The sequence below is a fragment of the Rhizobium sp. AG207R genome (genome assembly GCF_027109195.1).
Lineage (GTDB): Bacteria > Pseudomonadota > Alphaproteobacteria > Rhizobiales > Rhizobiaceae > Rhizobium > Rhizobium dioscoreae.
Genome location: NZ_JAEPVT010000001.1, coordinates 846,904 through 870,710, shown reverse-complemented (window position 1 = coordinate 870,710; position 23,807 = coordinate 846,904). Strand labels below are relative to the sequence as shown.

General features: G+C 59.6%; 22 protein-coding genes. 14 read left to right on the top strand and 8 right to left on the bottom strand.

Going from position 1 to position 23,807, the window contains the following annotated elements:
* The first annotated feature begins 11 nt into the window (after positions 1–11).
* Together JJQ51_RS03855 and JJQ51_RS03850 are read left to right on the top strand one after the other, a co-directional pair.
* On the top strand, positions 12–182 hold the full coding sequence (locus JJQ51_RS03855) for a hypothetical protein (protein ID WP_173004547.1): 171 nt from the start codon (positions 12–14) through the stop codon (positions 180–182).
* A 39-nt stretch (positions 183–221) separates the two neighbouring features.
* Complete coding sequence (locus JJQ51_RS03850) at positions 222–410, top strand: DUF3008 family protein (RefSeq protein WP_095438378.1); 189 nt, start codon at positions 222–224, stop codon at positions 408–410.
* A 37-nt stretch (positions 411–447) separates the two neighbouring features.
* Here JJQ51_RS03850 and JJQ51_RS03845 read toward each other — a convergent pair whose 3' ends face one another.
* The 4 genes from JJQ51_RS03845 to JJQ51_RS03830 all read right to left on the bottom strand — a co-directional run bounded on the left by JJQ51_RS03845 (position 448) and on the right by JJQ51_RS03830 (position 4,977).
* Positions 448–2,823 (bottom strand): phosphoketolase family protein, encoded by a 2,376-nt coding sequence (locus tag JJQ51_RS03845; protein WP_113331322.1) that lies wholly within the window; start codon positions 2,821–2,823, stop codon positions 448–450.
* A 19-nt stretch (positions 2,824–2,842) separates the two neighbouring features.
* Positions 2,843–4,015 carry an acetate/propionate family kinase gene (locus JJQ51_RS03840; RefSeq protein WP_269244340.1) on the bottom strand — a complete coding sequence of 391 codons (1,173 nt, stop codon included), beginning with the start codon at positions 4,013–4,015 and terminating at the stop codon, positions 2,843–2,845.
* A 159-nt stretch (positions 4,016–4,174) separates the two neighbouring features.
* The gene (locus tag JJQ51_RS03835; protein ID WP_112723816.1) at positions 4,175–4,552 is read right to left on the bottom strand and encodes a hypothetical protein; all 378 of its coding nucleotides are present in this window, start codon (positions 4,550–4,552) and stop codon (positions 4,175–4,177) included.
* A 200-nt stretch (positions 4,553–4,752) separates the two neighbouring features.
* The gene (locus tag JJQ51_RS03830; RefSeq protein ID WP_113353305.1) at positions 4,753–4,977 is read right to left on the bottom strand and encodes a hypothetical protein; all 225 of its coding nucleotides are present in this window, start codon (positions 4,975–4,977) and stop codon (positions 4,753–4,755) included.
* A gap of 289 nt (positions 4,978–5,266) precedes the next feature.
* On the opposite strand from JJQ51_RS03830, the gene JJQ51_RS03825 reads away from it, so the two are divergent.
* Positions 5,267–6,907, top strand: coding sequence for an FAD-binding dehydrogenase (locus JJQ51_RS03825; protein WP_269244339.1), 1,641 nt, complete (start codon positions 5,267–5,269; stop codon positions 6,905–6,907).
* A gap of 700 nt (positions 6,908–7,607) precedes the next feature.
* Here the strand turns inward: JJQ51_RS03825 and JJQ51_RS03820 are convergent.
* Both JJQ51_RS03820 and JJQ51_RS03815 read right to left on the bottom strand, forming a co-directional pair.
* A complete protein-coding gene (locus tag JJQ51_RS03820) occupies positions 7,608–9,341 on the bottom strand; it encodes a phospholipase D-like domain-containing protein (RefSeq protein ID WP_152093978.1) in 1,734 nt (577 codons plus the stop codon).
* Between the two features lie 101 nt (positions 9,342–9,442).
* Positions 9,443–10,117, bottom strand: a complete 675-nt coding sequence (locus JJQ51_RS03815) for a DUF2278 family protein (RefSeq protein ID WP_152093979.1) — start codon at positions 10,115–10,117, stop codon at positions 9,443–9,445.
* 388 nt (positions 10,118–10,505) lie between these two features.
* Between JJQ51_RS03815 and JJQ51_RS03810 the strand changes: the two genes are divergently transcribed.
* The 10 genes from JJQ51_RS03810 to JJQ51_RS03765 all read left to right on the top strand — a co-directional run bounded on the left by JJQ51_RS03810 (position 10,506) and on the right by JJQ51_RS03765 (position 19,349).
* Positions 10,506–11,552 carry a LacI family DNA-binding transcriptional regulator gene (locus tag JJQ51_RS03810; RefSeq protein WP_269244338.1) on the top strand — a complete coding sequence of 349 codons (1,047 nt, stop codon included), beginning with the start codon at positions 10,506–10,508 and terminating at the stop codon, positions 11,550–11,552.
* An 82-nt stretch (positions 11,553–11,634) separates the two neighbouring features.
* Entirely contained in the window at positions 11,635–13,242 is a 1,608-nt protein-coding gene (locus JJQ51_RS03805; RefSeq protein WP_113395100.1) for an ABC transporter substrate-binding protein, read from the top strand.
* Positions 13,243–13,253: 11 nt separating this feature from the next.
* Positions 13,254–14,222, top strand: a complete 969-nt coding sequence (locus tag JJQ51_RS03800; protein ID WP_113395099.1) for an ABC transporter ATP-binding protein — start codon at positions 13,254–13,256, stop codon at positions 14,220–14,222.
* A complete protein-coding gene (locus JJQ51_RS03795) occupies positions 14,215–15,078 on the top strand; it encodes an ATP-binding cassette domain-containing protein (RefSeq protein ID WP_113395098.1) in 864 nt (287 codons plus the stop codon). Before JJQ51_RS03800 ends, JJQ51_RS03795 begins: the two co-directional genes overlap by 8 nt.
* 11 nt (positions 15,079–15,089) lie before the next feature.
* Entirely contained in the window at positions 15,090–16,016 is a 927-nt protein-coding gene (locus JJQ51_RS03790) for an ABC transporter permease (protein ID WP_113331181.1), read from the top strand.
* A 24-nt stretch (positions 16,017–16,040) separates the two neighbouring features.
* The gene (locus tag JJQ51_RS03785) at positions 16,041–16,931 is read left to right on the top strand and encodes an ABC transporter permease (RefSeq protein ID WP_113395097.1); all 891 of its coding nucleotides are present in this window, start codon (positions 16,041–16,043) and stop codon (positions 16,929–16,931) included.
* A 37-nt stretch (positions 16,932–16,968) separates the two neighbouring features.
* The gene (locus JJQ51_RS03780) at positions 16,969–17,766 is read left to right on the top strand and encodes a glycerophosphodiester phosphodiesterase (RefSeq protein WP_269244336.1); all 798 of its coding nucleotides are present in this window, start codon (positions 16,969–16,971) and stop codon (positions 17,764–17,766) included.
* 84 nt (positions 17,767–17,850) lie between these two features.
* Entirely contained in the window at positions 17,851–18,174 is a 324-nt protein-coding gene (locus JJQ51_RS03775) for an ArsR/SmtB family transcription factor (protein WP_113395096.1), read from the top strand.
* Positions 18,171–18,602: an SRPBCC family protein gene (locus tag JJQ51_RS03770; protein ID WP_113353295.1), complete on the top strand. Its 432-nt coding sequence runs from the start codon at positions 18,171–18,173 to the stop codon at positions 18,600–18,602. Before JJQ51_RS03775 ends, JJQ51_RS03770 begins: the two co-directional genes overlap by 4 nt.
* Positions 18,603–18,728: 126 nt before the next feature.
* Positions 18,729–19,349 carry a YdeI/OmpD-associated family protein gene (locus JJQ51_RS03765; RefSeq protein WP_269244335.1) on the top strand — a complete coding sequence of 207 codons (621 nt, stop codon included), beginning with the start codon at positions 18,729–18,731 and terminating at the stop codon, positions 19,347–19,349.
* 68 nt (positions 19,350–19,417) lie between these two features.
* On the opposite strand, the gene JJQ51_RS03760 is transcribed toward JJQ51_RS03765, so the two are convergent.
* Positions 19,418–20,977: a glycosyltransferase family 39 protein gene (locus tag JJQ51_RS03760; RefSeq protein ID WP_113353293.1), complete on the bottom strand. Its 1,560-nt coding sequence runs from the start codon at positions 20,975–20,977 to the stop codon at positions 19,418–19,420.
* Between the two features lie 717 nt (positions 20,978–21,694).
* Here JJQ51_RS03760 and JJQ51_RS03755 point away from each other — a divergent pair.
* Complete coding sequence (locus JJQ51_RS03755; RefSeq protein ID WP_113353292.1) at positions 21,695–22,984, top strand: MFS transporter; 1,290 nt, start codon at positions 21,695–21,697, stop codon at positions 22,982–22,984.
* Between the two features lie 59 nt (positions 22,985–23,043).
* Here JJQ51_RS03755 and JJQ51_RS03750 read toward each other — a convergent pair whose 3' ends face one another.
* Positions 23,044–23,628, bottom strand: coding sequence for an IMPACT family protein (locus JJQ51_RS03750; protein WP_269244334.1), 585 nt, complete (start codon positions 23,626–23,628; stop codon positions 23,044–23,046).
* Positions 23,629–23,807 lie beyond the last annotated feature (179 nt).

The following is a 23,807-nucleotide window of genomic DNA, read 5'->3' as shown; positions in this document are numbered from 1 at the left end:
GGATGGTTGCAATGAGCAGAAGAGACCCAGACGGTGCGCACAAACAGGAACCGCGCACGTTTTCCGCGGAAGATGCACGCCAAGGCGAGATCATCCTGAAGCGACGGTGGCAGCGTCTGGTGTTCATCGGCGGACTTGCCGCCGTAGTCCTCGTTATCCTGCTGGTCCGCTTTGCCGGATAGGCCGGCAAAATTTCAACCTCATCCAAAGGAGATGTCATCATGCCAGCAAAGTCGAAATCACAGCAAATGGCCGCCGGTGCGGCGCTTGCCGCCAAACGTGGCGAACGAAAGAAGAGCGAACTGAAGGGTGCGTCGAAAAGCATGGTCGACTCCATGAGCGAGAAGGAGCTTCACGACATGGCCTCGACCAAGCAAAAGGGAAAGCCGCAGCACGCATCCAAGTCCTGAGATCCAGGAACGCTGCACCGCGGTATTTCCGGCTGCTCTATCGCCTCCACCGCCAATTTGAGACTTCCGGCATATCCTCGCCGTGCCGGCGGACGTAATCGTGATGCTTGGTGAGTTTTGCCTTCAGGCCATCCACGACCTCCGGCACCTTCTCCGATAGGCCGGGAATACGATTGATCGCCTCCAAGGCGAGATGGTAGCGATCGAGTTCATTCAACACGGTCATGTCGAATGGCGTGGTCGTTGTACCCTCTTCGATGAAGCCGCGAACATGGATGTTGTCATGGTTGGTCCGCCGATAGGTCAGGCGGTGGATCAGGTAGGGATAGCCGTGATAGGCGAAGATCACTGGCTTGTCCGTGGTAAAGATCTGATCGAATGCCTCATGATCGAGACCATGCGGATGCTGTTGTGGGTCCTGCAGAGCCAGGAGATCGATCACGTTGACCGTGCGGATCTTGAGATCGGGGATCGCCTCGTGCAGCAGCATGACGGCAGCAAGCGTCTCCATGGTCGGGACATCGCCTGCGCAGGCCATCACGACGTCAGGGGCGATGGTGTTGTCTTCGTAGCTCGCCCAATCCCAGATGCCGAGGCCGGCCTTACAATGGGCGGCCGCTTCGTCGATGCCGAGCCATTGCGATTCCGGCTGCTTGCCGGCGACGATGACGTTGATCCGGTCATAGGTCCTGAGGCAATGATCACCGACCCACAGCAGCGTATTGGCGTCCGGCGGCAGATAGATGCGCACGATGTCGGCCTTCTTGTTGGCGACGAGATCGACGAAGCCCGGATCCTGGTGGGAAAAGCCATTGTGATCCTGTCGCCAGACATGCGACGTCAATAGATAGTTCAACGACGAGATCGGCTTGCGCCAGGGCAATTCGCGCGAAACCTTCAGCCATTTGGCATGCTGGTTGAACATGGAATCGACGATATGGATGAAGGCTTCATAGCACGAAAAGAGCCCATGCCGACCCGTGAGCAGGTAGCCCTCCAACCAGCCCTGACATAGATGTTCGCTGAGCACCTCCATCACCCGCCCGTCGCGGGACAGATGGACGTCATAATCCTCGATCGCCTCCATCCAGACCCGATTCGTGGCTTCGAAGACGCTGCCGAGCCGGTTCGATTCCGTCTCGTCGGGGCCGAAGATGCGAAAATTCTGCTTGGCATCATTGAGCTTCAGCGTGTCGCGCAAGTAGTGCGCCAGGATTTCGGTGGATTGTACCTGCTTGCTGCCGCGCTCGCCGATCTCCACGGCGTAATCTTCGATGGACGGAACCAGAAGCTCCTGGCGCAGCAGGCCGCCATTGGCGTGGGGATTGGCGCCCATGCGCCTTTCGCCGCGCGGCGCCAGCGCTTGCAGCTCCTCCTTCAGCCGCCCGCTGTGATCGAAAAGATCATCGGGATCGTAGCTTCGCATCCAGTCTTCCAGGATCTTGCGATGCGCCTCGTCGCCGCGGCAATTGGCGACCGGCACCTGATGCGCGCGCCAGAATCCTTCGACCTTCTTGCCATCGACCTGCTTGGGGCCGGTCCAGCCTTTCGGGCTTCGCAGCACGATCATGGGCCAGCGCGGCATGCTTTCCGACGACGTTTGTTCGCGTGCGTTTCTTTGTATGTCGCGGATGCGGTCGAACACCTGGTCAAACGTGCCGGCCATCGCCTGATGCATGGCGGGTGGTTCATGTCCCTCGACGAAGAAGGGTTCGTAGCCATAGCCTGAGAGTAGCTTGCGCAGATCGTCGTCATCTGCGCGGCCGAGGATCGTTGGGTTGGCGATCTTGTAGCCGTTGAGGTGGAGGATGGGCAGTACCGCGCCATCGCGCGCCGGATTGAGGAACTTGTTGGAATGCCAGCTCGCAGCCAGAGGTCCGGTTTCGGCCTCGCCGTCGCCGACGACGCAGGCAATAATCAGATCGGGATTGTCGAAGGCGGCGCCGTAGGCATGCACCAGTGCATAGCCCAGTTCGCCGCCCTCGTGGATGGAGCCGGGCGTTTCCGGTGCGGCGTGGCTCGGAATGCCGCCTGGGAAGGAAAACTGCTTGAACAGCCTTTGCATGCCTTCCGTCGTCTCAGAGATATCCGGATAGATCTCGCTATAGGTACCCTCGAGATAGGTGTTGGCGACCATGCCGGGGCCGCCATGGCCGGGGCCGCATATATAGATGACGTCGAGATCGCGTGCCTTGATGATGCGGTTGAGGTGCACGTAGATGAAATTCAAGCCGGGCGTCGTGCCCCAGTGGCCAAGCAGTCTCGGCTTGATATGCTCCGGTCTCAGCGGTTCGCGCAGCAGCGGATTGTCCATCAGATAGATCTGGCCGACCGACAGATAGTTTGCCGCTTTCCAGTAACGGTCGATCAGGGAGAGTTCCTCGGGCGAAAGCGGTGTGGTCACGGCATTCATCTGCGTCTCCTCGTTTTTGTCAGGCGATGAGGGCATGCGCCTCCTCGGCGATCACACGTTCCTCGTCGGTCGGGATCACGAATAGCTTCACGCGGCTGGATGCCGCGTTGATCGAGGTCAAATTGCTGTCGTTTGCATCTTCATCGATCTCAATACCCAGCCACTGCAACCTTCGTGCGACACGCGTCCTGATCTGCGGCTGGTTTTCACCGATGCCGGCGGTGAAGACGATGGCGTCGAGACCGCCGGTCGTTGCGCATAGCCGCCCGATTTCGCCTGAAATGCGCAGGCAGAACAAATCTATGGCCTCGGCCGCTTTCGGGCTCTTGTCATCGAGCAGAACCCGTGTGTCGCCGCTGATGCCGGAGACGCCGAGCAAGCCGCATTGATGATAGAGGAAATCCTCGATCCGTTCGGGCTGCGGCATTCCCGTCCTCATGAGGTAGAGCAGGGCGCCTGGATCCAGCCAGCCGGGGCGAGTTGCCATGGGGATGCCGTCAAGCGCCGAGAAACCCATGCTCGTGTCGCGGCTAATGCCGTTTTCCATCGCGCACAAGCTGGCGCCGCTGCCGAGATGACAGGTGATAACCTTGCCCTTCGCTGCCTCCGGATCGATCTCGCGAAGCTTCGCGGCGATGTATTTATAGGAGAGCCCGTGAAAGCCGTAGCGGCGCACGCCGTCATCATGCATGGCGCGCGGTATCGCCAGCCGTCGCACGAGGTCGGCTTGCGACGAATGGAAGGCCGTGTCGAAGGAGGCGGTCTGCTGGACGTCCGGCCGCAGCGTTTGCATCGACCGAATGGCACGCAGAGCCTGCGGCTGGTGCAGAGGCGCAAGAGGAATAAGCTTCTCGATCCGCTCGATTGCAGCCTCATCCAAGAGGGTAGCCTCCTGAAACGCCATGCCGCCGTGAACGACGCGATGTGCGACCGCCCGGAGCCTGCCGGGAAGATGAGCAAGCATATGATCCAGCGTGTCGGAGATCACTGAGACGAACTGCGGGCCGTTATCACCCCTGATTGTCTTCTCGTATCTATCCGTGCCGATGGAATAGCGGAGCATCAGCGGGCTCTGATCGAAATCGATCTTACCGCGGCCGACATTCCTTGCCCCTTCAGTCGCCAGCTCGAAGACCCCGATTTTCAAGGTCGAGGAGCCGGCATTGAACGTCAGCAGGACATCGTCGCTCATGTCAGCCTCGAATGGAGAGTGTCGACCACCGGAAGCTAGCGCACTCCAGCCCGGAGGCAACCGTGCATAAGGCCGCAGCTATTCTTATTGATATCGATTCGGCCGCGCAGCGCCTGTGTTGACGACTTACTCAGAACGGCTGCGCACTTCAGCGTGTCATCAGATTTCCATCACATCTTCAAATGCTTCAGGGAAGCTTTCCCGCGCCACTTTCTCGTTGATAACGAGCATGGCCTCATAGGAGAGCGGATCGAAATCCTTGTCGGCGGGCAGCACCTCGCGACCGAACAGGAGGTTCAGCCGAGCGGCATCGAGATTGCCGCGCTCGAAGGGCTCGGCACCGAAATGATGCCAGAGCGCGTGCAGGAATGCGGCGTCGATCAGATGTTCCTGTGATCCCGGCCGCGCACGCCGCGGCAGTTTCTTGATCGGCGTCACGCCCTTGGGATTTGCGCGGCGAATGGTGAATTGCACCCCCGTACCCGGCATGCCGGAAGGAAAGCCGCGGTGTTTCGTCATATCGGGAAGCTTGCCCATGGCTGCTGCTCCTCTCTTGATTAAGCAATCGGATGGCGCCTTTTCCGATGTCAGGCAAGCCGATGCGATGGAGAAGGCCGTGTAGCACCTACTCTGTCGTGATTTCCCTCCGGCAGTCAATTGCGGGACGAGGCTTCGTTGTGGAAGCGGCGCCATCCTGGCTCGGCAATGAGGAAAGTTCTCCGTTCCGAAGATAAGGATTAGCGCTCGCCAGGAAGCGGAGGCACTTGTGGAGAAGGGCCCTGCACCGAAAAATACAGTTCCACATCAAGCAAATGATACATGAGCGCGGCGAGGGCGACACAAAGAACAGTGCCTAGAATGAACCGAAGAAATGTCGGCCACAAGTAAACCATGATGATCGGCGTCAGACGTACCAACATCGAAAGCCAATCGATAAGCGTGGGCGTCTTCTGTTTGTACATGATGTTTCCCTTGAGGGGTTGCCGATATCGTTCATCACATCACTGTCCCACGGAAGGCCGCATTCCTATCGAGGGTCCTTCGTGTCAACAGCGGCTGCCGCATCAACAAAATGGCGATTGGTCGCCGCCAGCGTCGGAAGACAACATGAACATCGTGCAGGTTTCATGGAGACAACATGCAGGCTTGGTGGATCGATTCCCAATGCCCTTCAACTCCGGTATCCGTTTTACTTTTACGTAAGGTCCACTAAGCTCTCCCATTAACATGCAATTCGCGGAGGGGGAACGAATGAGCAGTCGTGCAGATGTGGTGATCGTCGGAGCCGGCCTCTCGGGCCTTGTTGCCGCTTGCGAGCTGATGGAGCGCCGAAAGCGGGTGATCCTTGTCGATCAGGAGCCGCGTGCAAGCCTCGGAGGGCAAGCCTTCTGGTCGCTCGGCGGGCTGTTCATGATCGATACGCCGGAACAGAGGCGATTGCGTATTCGCGACAGTCTCGATCTCGCCCGTCAGGATTGGCTGGGGGCGGCGGGTTTCGACCGGGCCGAGGATTTCTGGCCGCGTGCCTGGGCGGATGCTTATCTCAATTTTGCCGCCGGCGAAATGCGCAGCTGGCTGCATGGGCTCGGCATGCGCTGGTTTCCCGTCGTCGGCTGGGCGGAACGTGGCGGAGGCCTTGCCGACGGACATGGCAATTCCGTGCCGCGCTTCCATCTCACCTGGGGCACGGGTCCCGGCGTTCTCGATCCATTCCTAAAGCGGGTTTTGGCGGCGGAGAGGGAAGGCAAAATCGAGCTGTTGTTCCGCCGGCGAGTGACGCGGCTGATCGGCGATCGCGATGGTATAACCGGCGTGGAAGGCGAGCTTCTGGCGGAGGATGGTACCCCCCGTGGTTGGCAATCGAACCGTGATGTCGTGGGGGATTTCCGCATCGAGGGTGCCGTGATCGTGGCAAGCGGCGGCATCGGCGGCAATCCGGAACTGGTTCGCCGTGCCTGGCCTGTCGAACGTCTTGGCGCACCCCCGGAGCGGATGCTGAGCGGCGTGCCTCATCACGTGGATGGCTTGATGATCGGTCATGCCGAGGCGGCCGGCGCGCGGTCGATCAAGGGCGACCGGATGTGGCACTATACCGAAGGCATTGCCAATTGGGACCCGATTTGGCCGAACCACGGTATCCGCATCCTGCCAGGCCCGTCCTCCCTCTGGTTCGACGCCAATGGCAATCGCATGCCGGCGCCTTGCCTGCCGGGCTTCGACAGTCTTGCGACGCTGCGGCACATCTGCAAGCTCGGTCACGGTTACAGCTGGTTCGTCACCACGCAGAAGATCGTCAAGAAGGAGTTTGCCCTTTCGGGCTCCGAACAGAATCCGGATCTTACGGGACGCGACATCGGGCTCCTTCTGCGCAGCCGCTTGGGGCGGTCGGCTCCGCCGCCGGTGGAAGCCTTCAAGGCGAAGGGTCGGGATTTCATCGTTGCTGAAACGCTGGAAGAACTGGTCGCCGGCATGAACCGTATCGGCGACCACCCGCTCGACCTTGCGCATCTGCGTTCCCAGATAGAAGCCCGTGATCGCGAGTTGGACAATCCTTTTGCCAAGGATGCCCAGATCGTCGCTTTGAGACAGGCACGCGGCTATCTCGGCGATCGATTCATGCGCACGGCCCCACCTCATCGCATATTGGATGCGAAGGCCGGCCCACTGATTGCAGTGCGCCTTAACATTCTCACGCGAAAATCCCTGGGCGGACTGGAGACCGATCTGAATAGCCAGGCGCTCGGACAGAGCGGCGCGCCCATACCGGGATTGTATGCTTGCGGTGAAGCGGCGGGCTTTGGCGGCGGTGGATATCACGGCTACAATGCGCTGGAAGGCACTTTCCTGGGAGGATGCATTTTCTCTGGCCGCAAGGCGGGGCGGGCAGCGTGAGCCGGTCGAATTAACCGCTCCTTCACGGGAGGGTGTCCGACGACACTGCGAGGGCATGCAGTCTCGTCGGACGCTGCAATGCCCGGCTCGGGGGTGGCGTCCAAGCCGGTAGAGTAAGTTATAGCATCTACCAGAGGTTTATTTAACCTACCCGAATGGACGGCTGAGAGCCCGGGCGACTTAGGAGGGCAAACGGGGGATCATTCATGTTCGCCGGTCGGCTTGCGAAGGTTCGTTAGGCTTTTCGCCAATGGCGCGAACGCAGAATGTACAGAAGGATCCTCGCTCTTTCGAAATAGCCACGCGTTGCGGGCGAACTGCCATCGCCATGTAGCGCGGAAGCCTGGCGGAACTTGCGACCGAAGTGGAGCGGCACGGCGTTGCCGGCAATCTCATATCCTGCAATGAACTGTCGTTCGGGTATGGGACGAAGAACGCCAGCGAGTGGCCGGTGATATTGACCAACCATCTCGCTCGATCCGTCCCTATGGGTTTTGACGACGATGAAAGGCCACGCCGTAAGCGCCAAAGCGCCGATAAGGAGAAGCATGGGAGGAGAGCAGCGAAGCAACATTCGGAAATCCAGATTGTTGCCAAGCCACTAGAAGCCGAAGATTGCGTCGGCATTACACATGCACGAAAAAGTCGAGCCAGGATCGCGGCAGGTTTGCTGCGATCCAGGGCTGACGCGCGTCAGATCTCAGTTGTTGTCATTGTTGCCGAACCAGAAGTCGAGCTCGCGTATGCGACGCTTGTCATAGGGTTGATCCGGCGATTTGATCTGCCAGCTGTCATCATCAGCCAGGCCGGTCCACTTCGGCGTGCCGCCCTGCTTCTGCACGGATTGCCGCCAGCGATACTGGGCATAGATCTCCATGATCTTGCCGGCATATTGGCTGGCAAGATCGCCGTTGCCAGTGATGATTACCAGGTTCTCGTCGTTCACGCCACTCGCCTTCGGGCCCATATTGTGGGAGCCGGTCATGACGACGGGATTGGGGCTATATGGATCGACGATGACGACCTTGCTATGGACCATGGCGTGAGCCGTCGGCAGCTTCAGAACTTCCTTCTGCCAATAGGCGAAACGGCCGGGGATCGCGGCGGGCAGGACGACGTCGGCATTGGCGTCGATCCTCTCGCCTCTGTTGAACAGCACGACAGGGTTCTTTGCCGTACCCGGATTCTGGTTGACCACGCCCTGGATGTAGAGATCGGGTTTGAACGAAGGGCTCGAGGGAGAGGCAAGCTCGATGATGTCGTTGAGAAGCGTACCGCGAGGTCCGGGATTGAACATGGCGAACAGGATGCCCTGCTGGGCGCCACGGATCAGCTCGCCTGCCTGTTCTAGATCTAGCCCTTCGCGCATGGGCGTGAACCAGACCGTCGTATTCTTGGCTTTCGGTGTTGTTCGGGGCTCGGCATTGCCTTGATAGAGGGCGGGCGGGGAATCGTTGCCGTCGGCGGCCAGCGTCTTCCACTGATCGAGATAGAATTGCGCCACGGCCGGGTTGTCGATCAGGAGCGCATTATTGGCCTGGGTGCAAAGGCCGGTCATTGTCCAGTTCGTGCTGCCGGTCCATACGGCCTGGGGCGATTTGTCGGCGTTGCAGATGACCAGGAATTTGTTGTGCGCCAACGCCCGCGGCGCGCTCATGCGATCCCTGACATCACAGGAAGACAGTTCGGATCGGGCATCCTCATTTTCGTCCTCTCCCTTTTTCTTGACGCTGCCATTGCCCAGCACGATATGGGCGCGTTTCTTGAAGCCCTGCAGCAGCGGAATGAGCTCAGGATCATCCAGCTCGAACAGGGCGGCATAGATATGGCCGCCATTCGACCTGACATCATTGAGGAGCGATACCAGCTTGTGGCGGATCGGCCCTGCGAGGAACTGGCGGATTGGGTCCTCCGGGTTGGCGATCGCCTTCTTGAGCTTGGTGGTGGGAGCCTCTTCCGGCAATAGGCGGGCAAGCCATTGGCTGGCGACGATGCCCCGGTTGAAATAGCAGCTGACATGGCCGCTGGTTTCCGCTCCGATCTGCACGGCATCGCTCCAGTCCGATACATGGTCGGGCGATTCCCGCAATGCCGTCTCGGGGCCGATCATGGCGGAGACCTTATAGGCGACGACATCGCCGGGATTGACGGCGAAATCGGACCAGAGATATTTCTGGATCGGCCACTCCGTGGTCGGCTTGCGCGTGCCTTCCTCGACCGCCGGTCCGTCGGCGAAGCCGACCCAGCTCGCGACGATCTCCTCGTGAAAGCCGTCGGGGTCGACATCCGAGATCGTATTCGGGCTTTGCGGGCTTCCCGCTGCCCGCTTGATCTTTCGTCGCAGGGCAAAGCCACGGCACTGGTCGATGAAGTCGCTGCGCCAGGCAATAAGAGCGCTATCCACACCGGGATGCACGATCAGACTGATGTTCATTGGACCTCTCCCTCGATGATTGCTCCAGTTGCTACGATTGCTGCCAGGCATGAAATCAGTGCTGACGCTCCTGGCCGCGAGACCTTGGATAGCAAGGTGCGTCAGCTAAGCGGCGCCCCCGTCTGTTCGTCCGTCTTGAGCGCCTGCACGCTAAAGCGCACGAACAGGGCGATGGTCTCGCCGCCCGTAAAACGTATGAATAGCCCGCCATCGCCGTGGACACGATTGTCATCGGCGAAACTGCCGGAGTTGCCTTGCATGAAGTGGATATCGTGGACGCCGCGTTCCGGGCTGAAATGAAAGGTTTCGTCGCTCCCCTGGTCCTGAAAATACTCACCGAAGGCAACGATGACGGCGCCCGTGTCGGCCTTGGCGCGTTCGATCTGTGCGTCGAGCATGTTGGAGAGCGACAGCTGCGCGCCATCGGCCGGAATGGCTGTCATGTCGTCGATCGGGAAGAGCGTATCTCGGATATAGTCGAGACCTTCTCCATCGGGTCCGCTCTGCAAGGGCTTGAAACCCGCAGGCCCTTCGGCGATGCCGGCAATGTCGTGGCCGCTATTGCCCTTGAAGTCCGGGTCGTAGTGAACCAACACTTCGCTGCCATCAACGGACTGGACATTGACGGCAATGCGGAAATCCTCGTCATTCGCTTTGACCCAGATCTCGTAATGCGGCGAGGAGCCTGACGGCTTCATCGTGCCATCGGCGACCTTGCCGACCAGCACCCCGTAGGTGCGCTGGGCATTCCTGGGTTTTCGACGTTGACGTGTCATGAGAAAGGACCTTCATTACGGGCTGGAAAATGCTTGCTGATCGCCTGCCAACAGCTTTTGCGGCATTTGGGATTAGACTCCAGGCAGGAATTTGCGCTGAAACTGAAAACCGTGTCTAACCGACTGCTGGGCCAGTTAGGTGGCTTTATCCCACTTTGCGTCACGGTCGTGACGATCTCATGAATTGCTCTGTGGGCCCTAAAGATGGGCGCAATGCCATTTTGATTTAGCAGTCTTTAGAGCAGTTGCGGAATTCGTGATCCATGGTCGCCTATGAAAATTTCCCTCCAAGTCGAAATGTGATCTTGCGTCTCGAGGCAAGTGGGGCAAGAGTTCCCGAACCCCCTGGCGCCGGTGCGGCACGGCGCGAAAAATTTCGGCAGACTGTATGAAAGCACCCAAAAGAATCGGCATTCTGGACGTCGCCCGGCTGGCTGGCGTGTCCGCGACGACCGTATCCCGCGTCCTGAACGGCCAGGCTGACAGCCGCATCAGCCTGGAGACGCAGGAGCGGGTCAAGGCAACGGCAAGCAGCGTCGGCTATGTCGTCAACCGTCTGGCAACATCGCTTCGGACGCACAGGACCGGTGTCTTCGGGGCGATCGTCAATAGCCTCTCCGGCCATTATCAGCCGCATCTGACAAGTCGCCTCCAAATCGTGGCGCAGCGCCGTGGCGTGGAACTGCTGGTCGCGCAGGCTAAGGCGGACGCCGGCGAGATCGCCGGCCAGCTGCGCCTGTTTCAGCAGGATTTCTTCGATGGTGTCATCATGGTCAGCGATCTTCCGGGCCAACAAGCGCTCTGCGATCACCTTGATCTCATGGGCAAGGCACATGTGACGCTTGGCGCGGGACTGACGGGGCCGCTTCCCGCGGTTCTCACCGACGACCGGGAGGGCATAAGATTGCTGTTCGATCACCTGGTGGAGCTCGGACACCGCCGCATCTCCTTCGTCTACCGCGTCAGTCGCAGCGCGCTTCGCGATCGGATGTCGATTTTTCAGGACGCGGTTGCCAGCAGCGCGGGCTTGGTTGTCGGCGACGTCATTTCCTTTGAGAAGGGCGAGCGCGACCGCAAGCTCCTTGCGGATATCTTGGCATCGCCGCAATGCCCGACGGCGCTGATCTGTGGTAGCGACGGGCTTGCGATCGAAGTCGTCGCTTTCCTGCGCGATCTCGGCCTTCGGATCCCCACCGATATTTCCGTGGTCGGCTATGACAACGTGCCCGATACCGCCTATTGGGCCCCGCCTCTGACGACGGTCGCACAGCCGACGGATGCACTGTGCGAAGCATCGCTTGATCTTCTGATTGAGCTTTCAAATCTTCCGTCGGATCTGCGCGTTGAAAAGCGTCCGATCCGGTTCGTTACTCCCGAACTTGTCATACGTGCGTCATCGAGCTCGCCTAGCTTGCGGCCATTCTCCCTTGCGTAGAAGAAACGATGGTTCTGAACGCAAGTGGCCGTATTTTATTTGCGCAAACGTTTGTGCAAAGATTTGATAGGAGAGTGTGCCGATGTCCGAATTTCTGCTCACCGGCCTCAACAGCCCGGTCACCCGTCGTACGACCCTTCTTATGGGAGCCGGCGCCGGCCTCTCCGCCTTCATCCCGGCGCTGTCCGCTTCCGCTGATGAAAACGCCGATAAAAGGCCGGAACTTCGTATCGCCGTTCAGATGAATCCGGTCTCGCAGGAGCCCGTCGACGCCGCCAGCAACGTCGCCTTCCGCAACAACTATTCCATCCACGAGACTGTGCTCGCGCTCGACATGCGCGGCGATTTTTCGGTCAAGCCCAATCTCGCGACGTCCTGGACCTGGATCTCCTCGACCGTGCTCGAAATGAAGCTGCGCCCTGGTGTGATCTTCCATGATGGCCGGGAGATGACCGCCGAAGACGTTGCCTTCTCCTTCGGCCCTGAGCGGCTCCTGAACAAGGACGCGCCGGGCTATCCGACCTATCGCACTAATTTCACCAGCCTCGACCATGTCGAGGTGGTCGATCCGCTGACGGTCCGCTTCGTCACCAAGTTCCAGGACCCGATCTTCCTGCAGCGCCTTGCATCCTATGCGGCCGTTGTCATCAGCAAGGATGCCTGGCAGAAAAACGGCGGCAACTGGACGACCTGGCGGCAGAAGCCGGTCGGCGCCGGCCCCTATAAGGTCGAAAGCTATACGGCCAATGAGAGCGTCGTTCTCGCCGCTCACGATCAGGCCTATCGCGGCAAACCGGCCGCCAACCGCGTGACCTTGCGCATCGTGCCGGAGGTTTCCTCGCGCATTGCCGGCCTGCTGGCCGGCGACTACGACATTGCGACGGACTTGCCGCCGGACCAGCTCTCGGTTGTTACCGCGAGTACCGATCACGAGATCGTCGGCGGTCCGGTTCCGAACAATCGCATTCTGTTCTTCGACAAGAACAATCCCGCGCTGAAGGACCCGCGCGTTCGCCAGGCACTCATCCTCGCCATCGATCGCCAGGCGATCGTCGACACGATCTGGAACGGCCGCACGAAAGTACCGAACGGGCTGCAGTTCGAGCTCTATGGCCCCGTCTATCTCAAGGATTATCCGGCCTATCAGTACGATCCCGATCGCGCGATGCAGCTCCTGAAGGATGCCGGCTATAATGGCGAGGAGATCGAGATCCGCTCGCAGAACAATTACTACACGGCGGAAAACCCGGTGACGCAGGCCGTTGTCGCCATGTGGCAGGCTGTCGGCGTCAATGCCAAGATGAAGTTCGTGGAGTCGGGCAAGCTGTTTGAGAACTCGCCAACCCGCGCGACCGGCAACTGGTCGAGCACAGGCCAGGTCCCCGACCCCTATATCTCCTTCTTCACGCAGTTCAGCTCGGCCGGCAATCTGAGCTCGTTCAAGATCTGGCAGAATCCCGATTTCGATGCGCTCGGCGCCAAGATGGAGCAGGCCGTCGATCCGGCCGACCGCGCCAAGATCTTCCGCGACATGCTGCATCTGATCGAATGGGAGGATCCGGGCGAGACCGTCCTGCATCAGAATGCCGTCTTCTTCGGCATCCGCAAGGGCATCAAGTGGCAGCCTCTGCCGGCCTTCCAGATGGATCTTGGCGCGGGCAGCCTTTCCTTCGAAGAGCAGAAGAGCTGAGCTTCCTCGCGATGGGCGTTCCAGTTCTTTCGGTCGACAATCTGAGCATCTCGTTCGGAACGGGCGCGGGGCGGTTTCATCCGGTCAACAACGTGTCTTTCGATCTTGCCGAGGGTGAGATCCTCGGCATTGTCGGAGAGAGCGGATCGGGAAAGAGTCTCACCTGCCTCGCGCTTGCTGGTCTTCTTGGGCCGAGCGCCAGTGCCACGGGCTATATTTCCTTCCAGGATGCCATGTACGACGCGGCCGAGTTCGGTCCGCGGTCACGGGTAAAGCTGCCCCCGATCGGGCTGATCTTTCAGGAGCCCGTTTCCTGCCTCGATCCGGTGCGCACGATCGGCTCCCAGATCGCCGAGGCGGCCGTCAGCGCCGGGATGTCGACAAGGGAAGCCAGGGACGAGGCGCTCCGGCTTCTGGCGGAAGTCGCCATTCCACAGCCAGAGACGCGTTACAACGCCTATCCGGCGCAATTTTCCGGCGGCATGTGCCAGCGCGTGATGATCGCCACGGCGCTCGCCATGCAGCCGCGATTGATTATCGCCGACGAACCCACGACGGCGCTTGATGTGACGGTGCAGGCGCAGGTCGTCGCTCTCCTCGTCAAGGCGGTGCGCGAGCGCGGCATCCCCATGATCTTCATCAGCCACGATCTCGATCTCGTCTCGGAGGTCTGCGACCGTATCGCGGTCATGTATGCGGGCTCCCTGGTCGAGATCAATCGCACGGACGATCTCTACGACAATCCGCGCCATCCCTATACGCGCCTGTTGCTGGAGGCCATGCCCGGACGGGGCAGGCCGCTTGAGAAGCTCGCGGATATCCCCGGCGAGCTGAAGCTGCATGACGACCTGCCGCAGGCCTGCGCCTTTGCGCCCCGTTGTCCACGCGCGGAGCCGAATTGCGCGACGATGGTTCCGCCGTTGATTGCCGGTGCGGCGGCGCTTGCCTGCTTCAATCCATGGAGTGCCCATAATGCCTGAGAAGCAAGTCGCCGCCAATTCAGAGACGAGAATTGCACTTGCCGCCCGCGATCTGCAATTTTCCTATGCTCCGGGTTTTTCCCTTTGGCCGGGGCGCGCCAAGGGATTTCACGCGATCAAGGATGTGAGCCTGGAATTGAGACCCGGCGAAACATTGGGTCTTGTCGGCGAGTCCGGTTGCGGCAAGTCCACGCTTGCCTCCTTGCTCTGCGGCGACCGCGAGCCGACATCAGGCGAAATCACGCTATTCGGTCAGTCCTTCAAAAGCCTGATGAAGCCGAACCGGCGCGGTCTGGCAAAACATCTGCAAGTTATTTCGCAGGATACGATGGGTGCGCTCGATCCGCGCCGGAGCGTCGGCCATCAGATGGTGGAGACGCTCACCATCCACGGCATAGGCTATCCGGCAAGCCGGCTCGATCGCGCGGCGGAGGCGTTTAAAGCTGTCAGCCTGCCGGTCTCCGCCTTGCAGAAATTTCCGCATCAGCTCTCCGGCGGCCAGCGTCAGCGCGTCGCCATCGCCCGTGCTCTCATGGTCGAACCGCAAATTCTGCTCTGCGACGAGCCGGTTTCGGCGCTCGACGTTTCCGTGCAGGCCCAGGTGCTCAACCTCCTGCTCGAACTGCAGCGGGCACGCGGCCTGTCGCTACTTTTCATCAGCCACGACGTGCGCGTGGTTCGTCATGTCTCGCATCGCGTCGCGATCATGGAGGCGGGACAGATCGTGGAAACCGGCCCGACCGAGGAAGTCTTCGCAAACCCGGTCCACCCCTATACCGCCAAGCTCCTGTCCGCTGTTCCTCGCGGGCGGCGCGGTGGGGTACGGCAGGCAGCGGCCATGCTTGAAACGCTCTGAAGGAATAGGCAATGCTTCAATCCATCCTGCGGGCGTTTCTGCGAGCATTCGTGACCCTGTTCCTGGCGATGACCTTCACCTTCGTCATCCTGCGCGTCAGCGGTGACCCCTTGCATTCCCTTTTGCCGATCGAGACACCGCCGGAAGTCGTGGCGCTGATGCGGCAGCAATGGGGTCTTGATCAGCCGCTCTACATTCAATACTTCGCCTATCTCGGCCATCTCCTGCGCGGCGATTTCGGCACGTCGCTATTGAACGGGCAGGATGCCCTGACGCTGGTTCTATCGAAAGTCCCGGCGACGCTGGAATTGATGGGCGCTGCCCTGATATTGGCGTTCGGCGCCGGCGTACCCTTCGGCATTCTGGCCGCGCGCAACCGCGGCGGACTGATCGACCGCTTTGTCATGGCGCTTGCGGTGCTGATGCATTCGCTTCCGAATTTCCTGATCGCCATCCTGCTCATCCAGCTTTTCGCCGTCTCCCTGCGGATCTTGCCGAGCGGCGGGGGATCGACGATGGCGCATCTCGTCATGCCCGTTCTGGTCATTGGCCTTTACAATGCCGGCATCATCGCCCGCTTCGTCCGCTCGAGCGTGCTGGAGGTGCTGGGCCAGCGGTTCATATTGGCGGCGCGCGCCAAACGCATCGGCGAAAGCGCCCTTCTGTGGCGGCATATCATGCCGAATGCGGCCTTGCCGCTTCTGACCATGCTCGGCTTCCTTGTTGGTGGCATGATCGGCGGGGCGGCCGTGGTCGAGAGTGTTTACGCCTGGCCGGGTGTCGGCCGCTTTCTCGTCTCCTCCGTCGCGCAGCGCGATCTGAACATCGTGCAGACCATCGTGCTGCTCATCACGGCGACGATGGTGACGGCCAATCTCATGATCGATTGTCTCTACATTCTCGCTGATCCGCGTCTGCGGCATCGCGCATCGGCCTGATCGGCCGCCTCGAAAGGTAAAACCATGGCGAATGCAGCGACCGGCGCCGACGTTCCTCGCAAAACCAGATCGGAGCGATCTTTTCAACCCAGGCTTCGGTTCGATTTGATGACGGCCATTTGCGCCATTGTTCTCGTAACCTTCATCACGGTTGCGATCTTCGCCAATGTCCTTGCGCCCCATGGTTTTGCACAGATCGATCTTCATGCCCGCAAGGCGCCGCCGATCCTGTTCGGCGGCTCATTCAAGCATATTCTCGGCACGGACGAGCTTGGCCGCGATATTCTAAGCCGCATTTTCTATGGATTGCGCACCAGCCTGCTGATCGCGCTCGGCGCGTCGGCGATCAGCCTGGCGCTGGGCACGGTGCTTGGGCTGCTTGCCGCTTTCGGTCGCGGATTTGCCGATATGCTGATCCGCGTCGCGGTCGATTTTCAGGCCTCGATGCCGTTCCTCATCATTGCCCTCGCCGTTCTCGCCTTCTTCGGCGACAATCTCTGGCTTTTCATGGCGTTGCTCGGCCTCTACGGCTGGGAGCGTTACGCGCGGTTGGTGCGCACCATGGCAGGGCTGGAGCTGGAGCGAGGCTATGTCGCGGCGCTGAGACGAAATGGTGCGGGAACGGGGCGCATCGCCTTCCTGCATGTTTTGCCCAACACGCTCTCTGTCGTCCTCGTCAACCTCACGATCGTCCTGCCTGAAATCCTGTTGCAGGAATCGGCGTTGAGCTTTCTCGGCCTCGGCATCCAGCCGCCGCTTGTCAGCCTCGGCAGCATGGTCGGCGCTGGCCGCGACTATGTGATGACCGAGTGGTGGATCGCCATCCTGCCGGGCATCGTGATCTTCATCCTGTCGCTGTCGATCAGCCTGATTGGCGACTATCTGCGCGATGTTCTCGATCCGACACTTCACTAGCTTGCCCCCTAAAGAACCGCCTCCAAGGAGACTTGCATTGCCTTTGCCCCTTCACGCCGCTCGTCATGGTTCGCTCCGCATCGCCGCTCATCGCGGCTTCAGCCGGCGCTTCCCGGAAAACACTATTCTCGCCTTCCAGGCGGGTGTGAACGCAGGCGCCAACGAGTGCGAAATCGACCTTATGCTGACGCGCGACGACCAGATCGTCGTGATTCACGACAGAACGCTTGATCGCACGACCAATGGCTCCGGCTTCGTTGCCGATCACGATCTCCAGCACATTCTTTCGCTTGATGCCGGCGCGAAATTCGACGCGCGCTTCGCCGGAACCCGCGTGCCGACGCTTGCCGATACGCTGCTGTGGGCAAAGCAAACGGATACCCGCCTGGCGATCGAAATGAAGGAGCCGGAGCGTGCCGATCGTCTCATCGATATCATGATCGCGACACTGCGAGAGCTCGACGCGTTTGACCATGTCGCCATATCCTCCTTTGATCATATCGATCTGCGGCGGGTGAAAGAGCTCGAACCGCGCCTTCAGACGGAAGCGATCCTCCACCATCGTCCGGTAGACATCGTCGCCTCGATGCGCGCCGGCGGCATTGATGGCGTCTCGCTGGAATTGAACCGCTTTCACCGCACTGACGCAGAGGCGCTGCAGCAGGCCGGCATTGCAGTGCGTCTGAGCCTGCCGCTGCCGGAAAAGCTTGCCATGTTCTGGCAGGGTGGCCGCGACCTGCTTCCCATGATCCGCGGCTGCGTCAGGGACCGGCTGGTCGATGCCCTTATCGGCGACGATGTGGATTTCCTCCGCATGCTGAGCATGAGCGCCTGAGAATAGCGCCGCCGATCGGCGCTTGACTTATTCATAGCCTGTCAGCTATTGATCTAATCAATAGCCAAAGAGTTATGAATCGGTATGGCAAACGCCCATGATCCCATTTTCCGAGCGCTCGCCGATCCGACGCGGCGGGCGATATTCGAGCGATTGTGCCGTGACGGCGATCAGACCGTCGTCGCGCTTACGGCTTATGCCGGTGTCTCCCAGCCGGGCGTTTCAAAGCATCTCGCCGTTCTGAAACAGGCGGGGCTGGTATGCGACCGGCACGAAGGTCGCCAGACGCATTATAGCGCGCAACGAAACGCTCTTGCGCCGTTGCGTGACTGGACGAGCGAAATGGCCGGTTTCTGGGAAGACAAGTTCGGTGATCTCGAAGATTTGCTCGATCGGATGGATCAATGAAAGCGGTATCGGGCGAGGTACGCGCTGTCGTGGTTGAGCGCGAAATTGCGCATCCGCCGGCAAAGGTCTGGCGTGCACTCACACAGCCGCATCTGATCGCGGAGTGGTTGATGAAGAACGACTTCGTTCCCATCCTGGGACATCGGTTTAGCTTTCGTGGCGATTGGGGTGGCGTCCTGGATTGCGAAGTGCTCGTCGTCGAGCCGAACGCCAGGCTGTCCTATCGATGGAATTTCGCACATGATGACCCGGCTTTCGATCTGAAGAGCGTTGTGACCTTCACGCTCACGCAGACGGACAAGGGAACCCATCTGCGCATGGAGCAGGTCGGCTTCCGACCGGACCAGAAGCAGGCCTATGGCGGTGCCAAGGCGGGATGGCGGCAGTTCCTCGAAAGACTTGAACAGGTGCTGGCAGAAGTGAAGTGAGACCCATTGCTGGCAAGCCCGGAATACAATCATGCGAGCATGGTCCGGCCGCTTGCTTTCACCACGCCGTGCTCGAGCTGACGATGTCGATGATTCAGAAGGCCGGAATATGAAGTGGATGAGGACATGATTACCGATATCGAGGACTTCTTTACCAAGGGATGTGGGCGCTGCAAACGCTTTGCGACGCCGGACTGCTCGACGAGGCTGTGGATTGACGGTCTGAACGAACTGCGTCGAATCTGCCTGGAGGCGGGGCTCGTCGAGACGGTGAAGTGGGCTCATCCGTGCTACATGCATGAGGGACGCAACATCGTGATCATCGGTGCCTTTCGTGGCGATTTTCGCCTCACTTTCTTCAACGCGGCACTGATGAAGGACCCTGAGGGCGTGCTCGAAAAGCAGGGTCAGAATACCCGGCATCCCGATATGATCCGCTTTGTGAGCAATGACGCCGTGGCGAAAATGGAGCCCGTCATCCGATCTTATCTGAAGGAGGCAATGGGTTATGCCGAGGCCGGCATCAAGCCGCCGAAAGAACAAAGCGATATCGAATTGCCTGACGAGCTGATCGAGGCGCTGGATTCCGATCCCGAATTGGCGGAGGCTTTCCATGATCTGACGCCGGGGCGAAAGAAAAGCTATGTGATCAACCTCGGCTCCGTGAAGAAGTCCGAAACCCGGGCGGCGCGAATTGCGAAGTTTCGCAATCATATTCTCGCCGGAAAGGGCGCGCTGGAGCGGTAGCCAGCAATTGGCGTCTTCCTATTGACCGCCTCTCGCTCGATGAGCTCGAACCGCTTGAAAATCTCAAGTCAGTTGGGCCTGGGATAATACCACGCATAACCAAAGTGATAACGATCCGGCTCCTTTCCGTAGTAATACGGAAGGGCAATGTCCTGCTGCGGTGGCAACTGTGTCGCCGCTCCGAATTTCGATGTGAGCCATTGTTGCAGTGCATTCGGCATGGTTGATTGATGTCCGTCCCGCTCGTTCCAAACCAGCAGGACCGGTCCATTTCCTATGGCCTGCGGGCTTAAATCCGACGCAGGATATTCCGTCGATATGATCGATGTGCGCGGCATGTTCACACGCAGATTGCCGGCCTTGAGCCACGTCGTCGTCACGACCGCCGAGGGTTGTTTTCCTTCTACGGTAACGACTTTGTCCACGAAGGTGGCGTAGGGCGCGTTCAAATGCTCATAAGAATGGAAAAACCGCGCAAAAAGGACACCTCCGGCTATGATCAGGGGCAGCGCAATCATCATGACGATGGGCAGGTAAAGGAATTTCTTTATATCGGCCTGGCTTTGCAGTCCCGCTGCATCGAGCTTCAGACAGAAATAGGCCGGTAGCAGAAACAGGAAGGGGAGCAGCCAGCGGTCACGAAACTCCGTAAGCGTGATCACCAGTATCAAGATCAGCAGGATCGCGACGGTGCTTGAAAGTATCCTTCCGACGAAATCGCTCCATTCGCTTCTGGCACGCAGCGAACGCAGGAATGATTGACGGAAGAACAGCAGAAAGATCACGCTGGTGGGAGCGACGATCGCGATGCTCGTCTTGACCAGTTCGAGAAGTCCGAAACCGATGTCGGAAAGCTTTCCGCCGGCGCCTTGCTCCGACATGGTGTGGACCGTCGTTGCCAGGACCCGGTCCATGTTGGAGACCATCCATATGGCGTGCGGCAGGAACACGAGAACGGCGATCGCCAGCGTTAGCAGAAGGCGCCAGTCGATGAGCCTTTTTCGCCCGACCGGATGAAAGAAGGTCGCGACGAGGACGCTGACGATCACCAGAGCGAAATTGTATTTCGTCAGCATGCCAAGTCCGGCCCAAAGGCCGATCAGCGCATAGGAGATGAGCGTCGGGCGACGAATGGTCGCAACGACGAAGTAGATGATCATGAGCACCGCAAGCAGGGTGCCGACGGTATGCGTCAGGTCTCTCTGCGCCTGCCAGAACATCTGCGGCATCGTCAGGAGCGATAGCGTCCCGACCGCCGCCAGGCTTTTGTCGGTCACAAGTAATCGCAAAAGCTTGTAATAGGCGAGATAGACGAGGAAAAGCAGGAGATTCTTCACGATGACGAGCGATGCGACGCTCGTGCCGAAGATTTCGAAGATGCCGTACTGAATCCAGTTGTAGAGCGGTGGCTGGGCGTCATAACCCCAGGCGAGCCATTGGCCGACGAGAAACTGCTGTGCTTCGTCGATCCGCAGCGAGCTGGAGATGGCGATGCGGATGGCTGCCTGGACGATAAAATATATGGCCAGGCATCCCGGTACCCACCAATATTCGGAGGGTGAGCTGCTGTCGATGGACGCAGCCTGCTGATGCGCACCCGCAAACCTGTCTTTTCCCAGAAAGTTCATCCGGTTCTCCCAGCGATTGCCACTATCGTCGCAGGCGCCATGTCATAGATGTCGCGGCGACACAATCGTTTTCAGTAAGATTTCAGGGGGCGGCATCTCGAGGGCAGATCTGATTTGGCAGATATTGTTCCTTCGGTAGCCAGGTCGTCAAAGTATCCTCGTCGTTGTTCGCGTTCAGCGCTCCCGTATGACGCTGGGCGAATCCGCCTGGTCAGATAACCGCCTGTGGCTGCGGGAATATGAATGCCGCGGCACGTGCGAACAAGAATTTTTTCCAGTTTCTGCCTTAATTCGCATCGAACTTGTTGTCAAACATACCGAATGTATGTATATAGGAGCCAAGCTTGGCGAGGGGGGCGTTTTCAAACTCTGAGTCCGCCACAATCCGACACACTGTGTCGGTAGCAGCAGCCTATCGTTCCAATCCGATGCGGCTGCCCACCCCGATCGGTTGACCTCCGATCAAGACGAGAAGGATTCGGCTTTCCCTCCGAATCCTTCTCTTTTTTGCCGACGAGACCGGCGAGACTCTCTTCGAACAGCAACGTGCTATCGAAATCGCGACGGCTCGGCTGCTTCAACGTTGGATAAACACCGCAGGATCGATTTCGCCGGAGCAGCTAGACAGGGAGCCCTGGGGCCTTATTCATCTAAAAGGGAACCTTTTGCCATCAAACGCTTTTCATTTGACGATTTTAGAAGCCATGTGGTTGTCATTTGTCGCGTTCATCCCCCAACGACCAGCAGCAAGCCCGAGCTCTCGTCCCACTTGGATTTCTGAATTTCTTCATGGCCGATGTTCAGGCGGGCATCGGACCCTTCCTTGGGGTTTTCCTCGTCGCCCATGGCTGGCAAAGTGGGTCGATCGGCTCCGTCATGACGATCGGCGGGGTTGCGGGGATGGTGATGATGGCGCCTGCCGGAGCCTTCATCGATGAGACGACGCATAAGCGCACATGCGTGATCGTGCTCGGCATCTGCACGGTCCTCGCCTCCATGATCATATTGGTCTCGCAGCTCTTCTGGGTCGTGGCCCTGTCGCAGGTTGCGACCGCTGTTGCCGGTGCCGCGATCGGGCCTGCCCTCAATGGCATCACGCTCGGCATTGTCCGGCAGGCCGGCTTCAATCGGCAGAATGGTTACAATCAGGCATTCAATCATGCCGGCAACCTCGTCGGCGCCGGGCTGTCGGGATGGCTCGGCTGGATGTTCGGGCTGACTGCCGTGTTCTGGTTGTCGGCCATCTTCGGCGTGCTGACCATCATTTCCGTGCTGATGATCCCGGCCGATGCGATCGACGATGACGAAGCGCGGGGTGCGACCCTTGCCGCCCTTGGTCCGGTGGGGGAGATGGAGCCTTCCAGACACCGAAAACCGAGCGGTTTTAAAGTACTCGCCGAGTCGAAGCCGCTGCTGATCCTGGCGGGTGCGCTTGCGCTGTTCCATCTCGGCAACGGCGCGATGTTGCCGTTGTTCGGGCTGGCTGTCGTCTCTGCCGGTCACGCCGATCCCGCTGGCTTTGTTGCCCTGACCGTGGTGGTGGCGCAGGGCACGATGATCATCACGTCCTTGATCGCGATGCATATGGCGGAAAGGAGAGGGCAATGGCTCGTGCTGCTGATTTCGTTTGTCTCCTTGCCGATCCGCGGCTTCGTGGCGGCGCATCTGATTACATCCTGGGGTGTCTATCCCGTTCAGGTTCTCGATGGCATCGGCGCCGGCCTGCAAAGCGTTGCCGTGCCGACGCTCGTCGCCCGCATCCTGAACGGAACCGGCCGCATCAATGTCGGCCAGGGCGTCGTCATGACGATGCAAGGGGTCGGCGCATCCCTGAGCCCGGCAATCGGCGGCTGGCTGGCGCAGGAGATCGGCTATGGCACGATGTTCATGATCCTCGGCAGTTTTGCACTCGGGTCGATTGCGCTTTGGGTCGGGTTTCATGGCGTGCTGCGCGTAGCCGCTTCCGTACCGGGGCAGCCTCAGGGCGTTGTTTTCTCCGGCGATTGAGCTGCTTATCGCGGCTCCATCACAACGCGTCGAGAGCGTCAGCCTTCGGCATATCCCGATCAATCCAACCTTACGGTTGCCCGACCGCTTGTCAGATCCTGAATGTTGTCAACGACCCGTTCGACCATCGAGGCGGCTATGGTCACGCCGAGCACGGCTCCGGATTCGGTGAAGCGTTCCTCCGCAAGCCGCACGCCTGCCTCTGTCAAAAGTTTCGCTTTCACCAGAGCGAGATGTGAAAACTGCACATCGATCGTTGCCGCGACGGTTGGGAGTATTTCTCTCTTCTCCGCGCCTTGCAGACATAGCGCGGCGGTGCCGCCATAAGCGCGGATCAGCCCGCCAGCACCCAAAAGAGTGCCGCCGAACCAGCGTGTCACGACGACGACCACCATATCCAATTCGAAGCCGTCGATGGCCTGGAGGATCGGCTTGCCGGCGGTTCCGCCCGGTTCGCCATCATCGCTGAAGCGATAGGTTTGTCCGATACGCCAGGCCCAGCAATTGTGATTGGCATCCGTGACCGAGTGCTGTGCGACAAACGCCTTTGCTGCCTCGCTATCGGCAATCGGACCGGCCGTCGCAACGAACCGGCTTCGCTTGATTTCCTGATTGGCGGTGGCGATCGAAACAAGCTCAAACATACGGCCTCTTAGCCAATTTCGTGCACTCTGCGAAGAGGCAGTTGCCGCTGTTCCGAGAGACATGAGGTAACGTGGGACAAAATGAATTGGATGAGGATCGCCGCGAGAGTTTCCCAGGCCTTCAATGGCGTAGCCGAAACTCGTTGAGCGTGGTCAAGGCGGGAAAGCTCTGCCTCATG

Excerpts from the sequence above, each read along its gene's own strand:
- JJQ51_RS03810 (WP_269244338.1), top strand. The coding sequence starts at position 10,506 with ATGAAAGCACCCAAAAGAATCGGCATTCTGGACGTCGCCCGGCTGGCT.
- JJQ51_RS03765 (WP_269244335.1), top strand. The coding sequence starts at position 18,729 with ATGATTACCGATATCGAGGACTTCTTTACCAAGGGATGTGGGCGCTGC.
- JJQ51_RS03760 (WP_113353293.1), bottom strand. The coding sequence starts at position 20,977 with ATGAACTTTCTGGGAAAAGACAGGTTTGCGGGTGCGCATCAGCAGGCT.
- JJQ51_RS03850 (WP_095438378.1), top strand. The coding sequence starts at position 222 with ATGCCAGCAAAGTCGAAATCACAGCAAATGGCCGCCGGTGCGGCGCTT.
- JJQ51_RS03775 (WP_113395096.1), top strand. The coding sequence starts at position 17,851 with ATGGCAAACGCCCATGATCCCATTTTCCGAGCGCTCGCCGATCCGACG.
- JJQ51_RS03800 (WP_113395099.1), top strand. The coding sequence starts at position 13,254 with ATGGGCGTTCCAGTTCTTTCGGTCGACAATCTGAGCATCTCGTTCGGA.
- JJQ51_RS03825 (WP_269244339.1), top strand. The coding sequence starts at position 5,267 with ATGAGCAGTCGTGCAGATGTGGTGATCGTCGGAGCCGGCCTCTCGGGC.
- JJQ51_RS03830 (WP_113353305.1), bottom strand. The coding sequence starts at position 4,977 with ATGTACAAACAGAAGACGCCCACGCTTATCGATTGGCTTTCGATGTTG.
- JJQ51_RS03795 (WP_113395098.1), top strand. The coding sequence starts at position 14,215 with ATGCCTGAGAAGCAAGTCGCCGCCAATTCAGAGACGAGAATTGCACTT.
- JJQ51_RS03820 (WP_152093978.1), bottom strand. The coding sequence starts at position 9,341 with ATGAACATCAGTCTGATCGTGCATCCCGGTGTGGATAGCGCTCTTATT.
- JJQ51_RS03815 (WP_152093979.1), bottom strand. The coding sequence starts at position 10,117 with ATGACACGTCAACGTCGAAAACCCAGGAATGCCCAGCGCACCTACGGG.
- JJQ51_RS03770 (WP_113353295.1), top strand. The coding sequence starts at position 18,171 with ATGAAAGCGGTATCGGGCGAGGTACGCGCTGTCGTGGTTGAGCGCGAA.
- JJQ51_RS03840 (WP_269244340.1), bottom strand. The coding sequence starts at position 4,015 with ATGAGCGACGATGTCCTGCTGACGTTCAATGCCGGCTCCTCGACCTTG.
- JJQ51_RS03790 (WP_113331181.1), top strand. The coding sequence starts at position 15,090 with ATGCTTCAATCCATCCTGCGGGCGTTTCTGCGAGCATTCGTGACCCTG.
- JJQ51_RS03855 (WP_173004547.1), top strand. The coding sequence starts at position 12 with ATGAGCAGAAGAGACCCAGACGGTGCGCACAAACAGGAACCGCGCACG.
- JJQ51_RS03835 (WP_112723816.1), bottom strand. The coding sequence starts at position 4,552 with ATGGGCAAGCTTCCCGATATGACGAAACACCGCGGCTTTCCTTCCGGC.
- JJQ51_RS03750 (WP_269244334.1), bottom strand. The coding sequence starts at position 23,628 with ATGTTTGAGCTTGTTTCGATCGCCACCGCCAATCAGGAAATCAAGCGA.
- JJQ51_RS03805 (WP_113395100.1), top strand. The coding sequence starts at position 11,635 with ATGTCCGAATTTCTGCTCACCGGCCTCAACAGCCCGGTCACCCGTCGT.
- JJQ51_RS03785 (WP_113395097.1), top strand. The coding sequence starts at position 16,041 with ATGGCGAATGCAGCGACCGGCGCCGACGTTCCTCGCAAAACCAGATCG.
- JJQ51_RS03845 (WP_113331322.1), bottom strand. The coding sequence starts at position 2,823 with ATGAATGCCGTGACCACACCGCTTTCGCCCGAGGAACTCTCCCTGATC.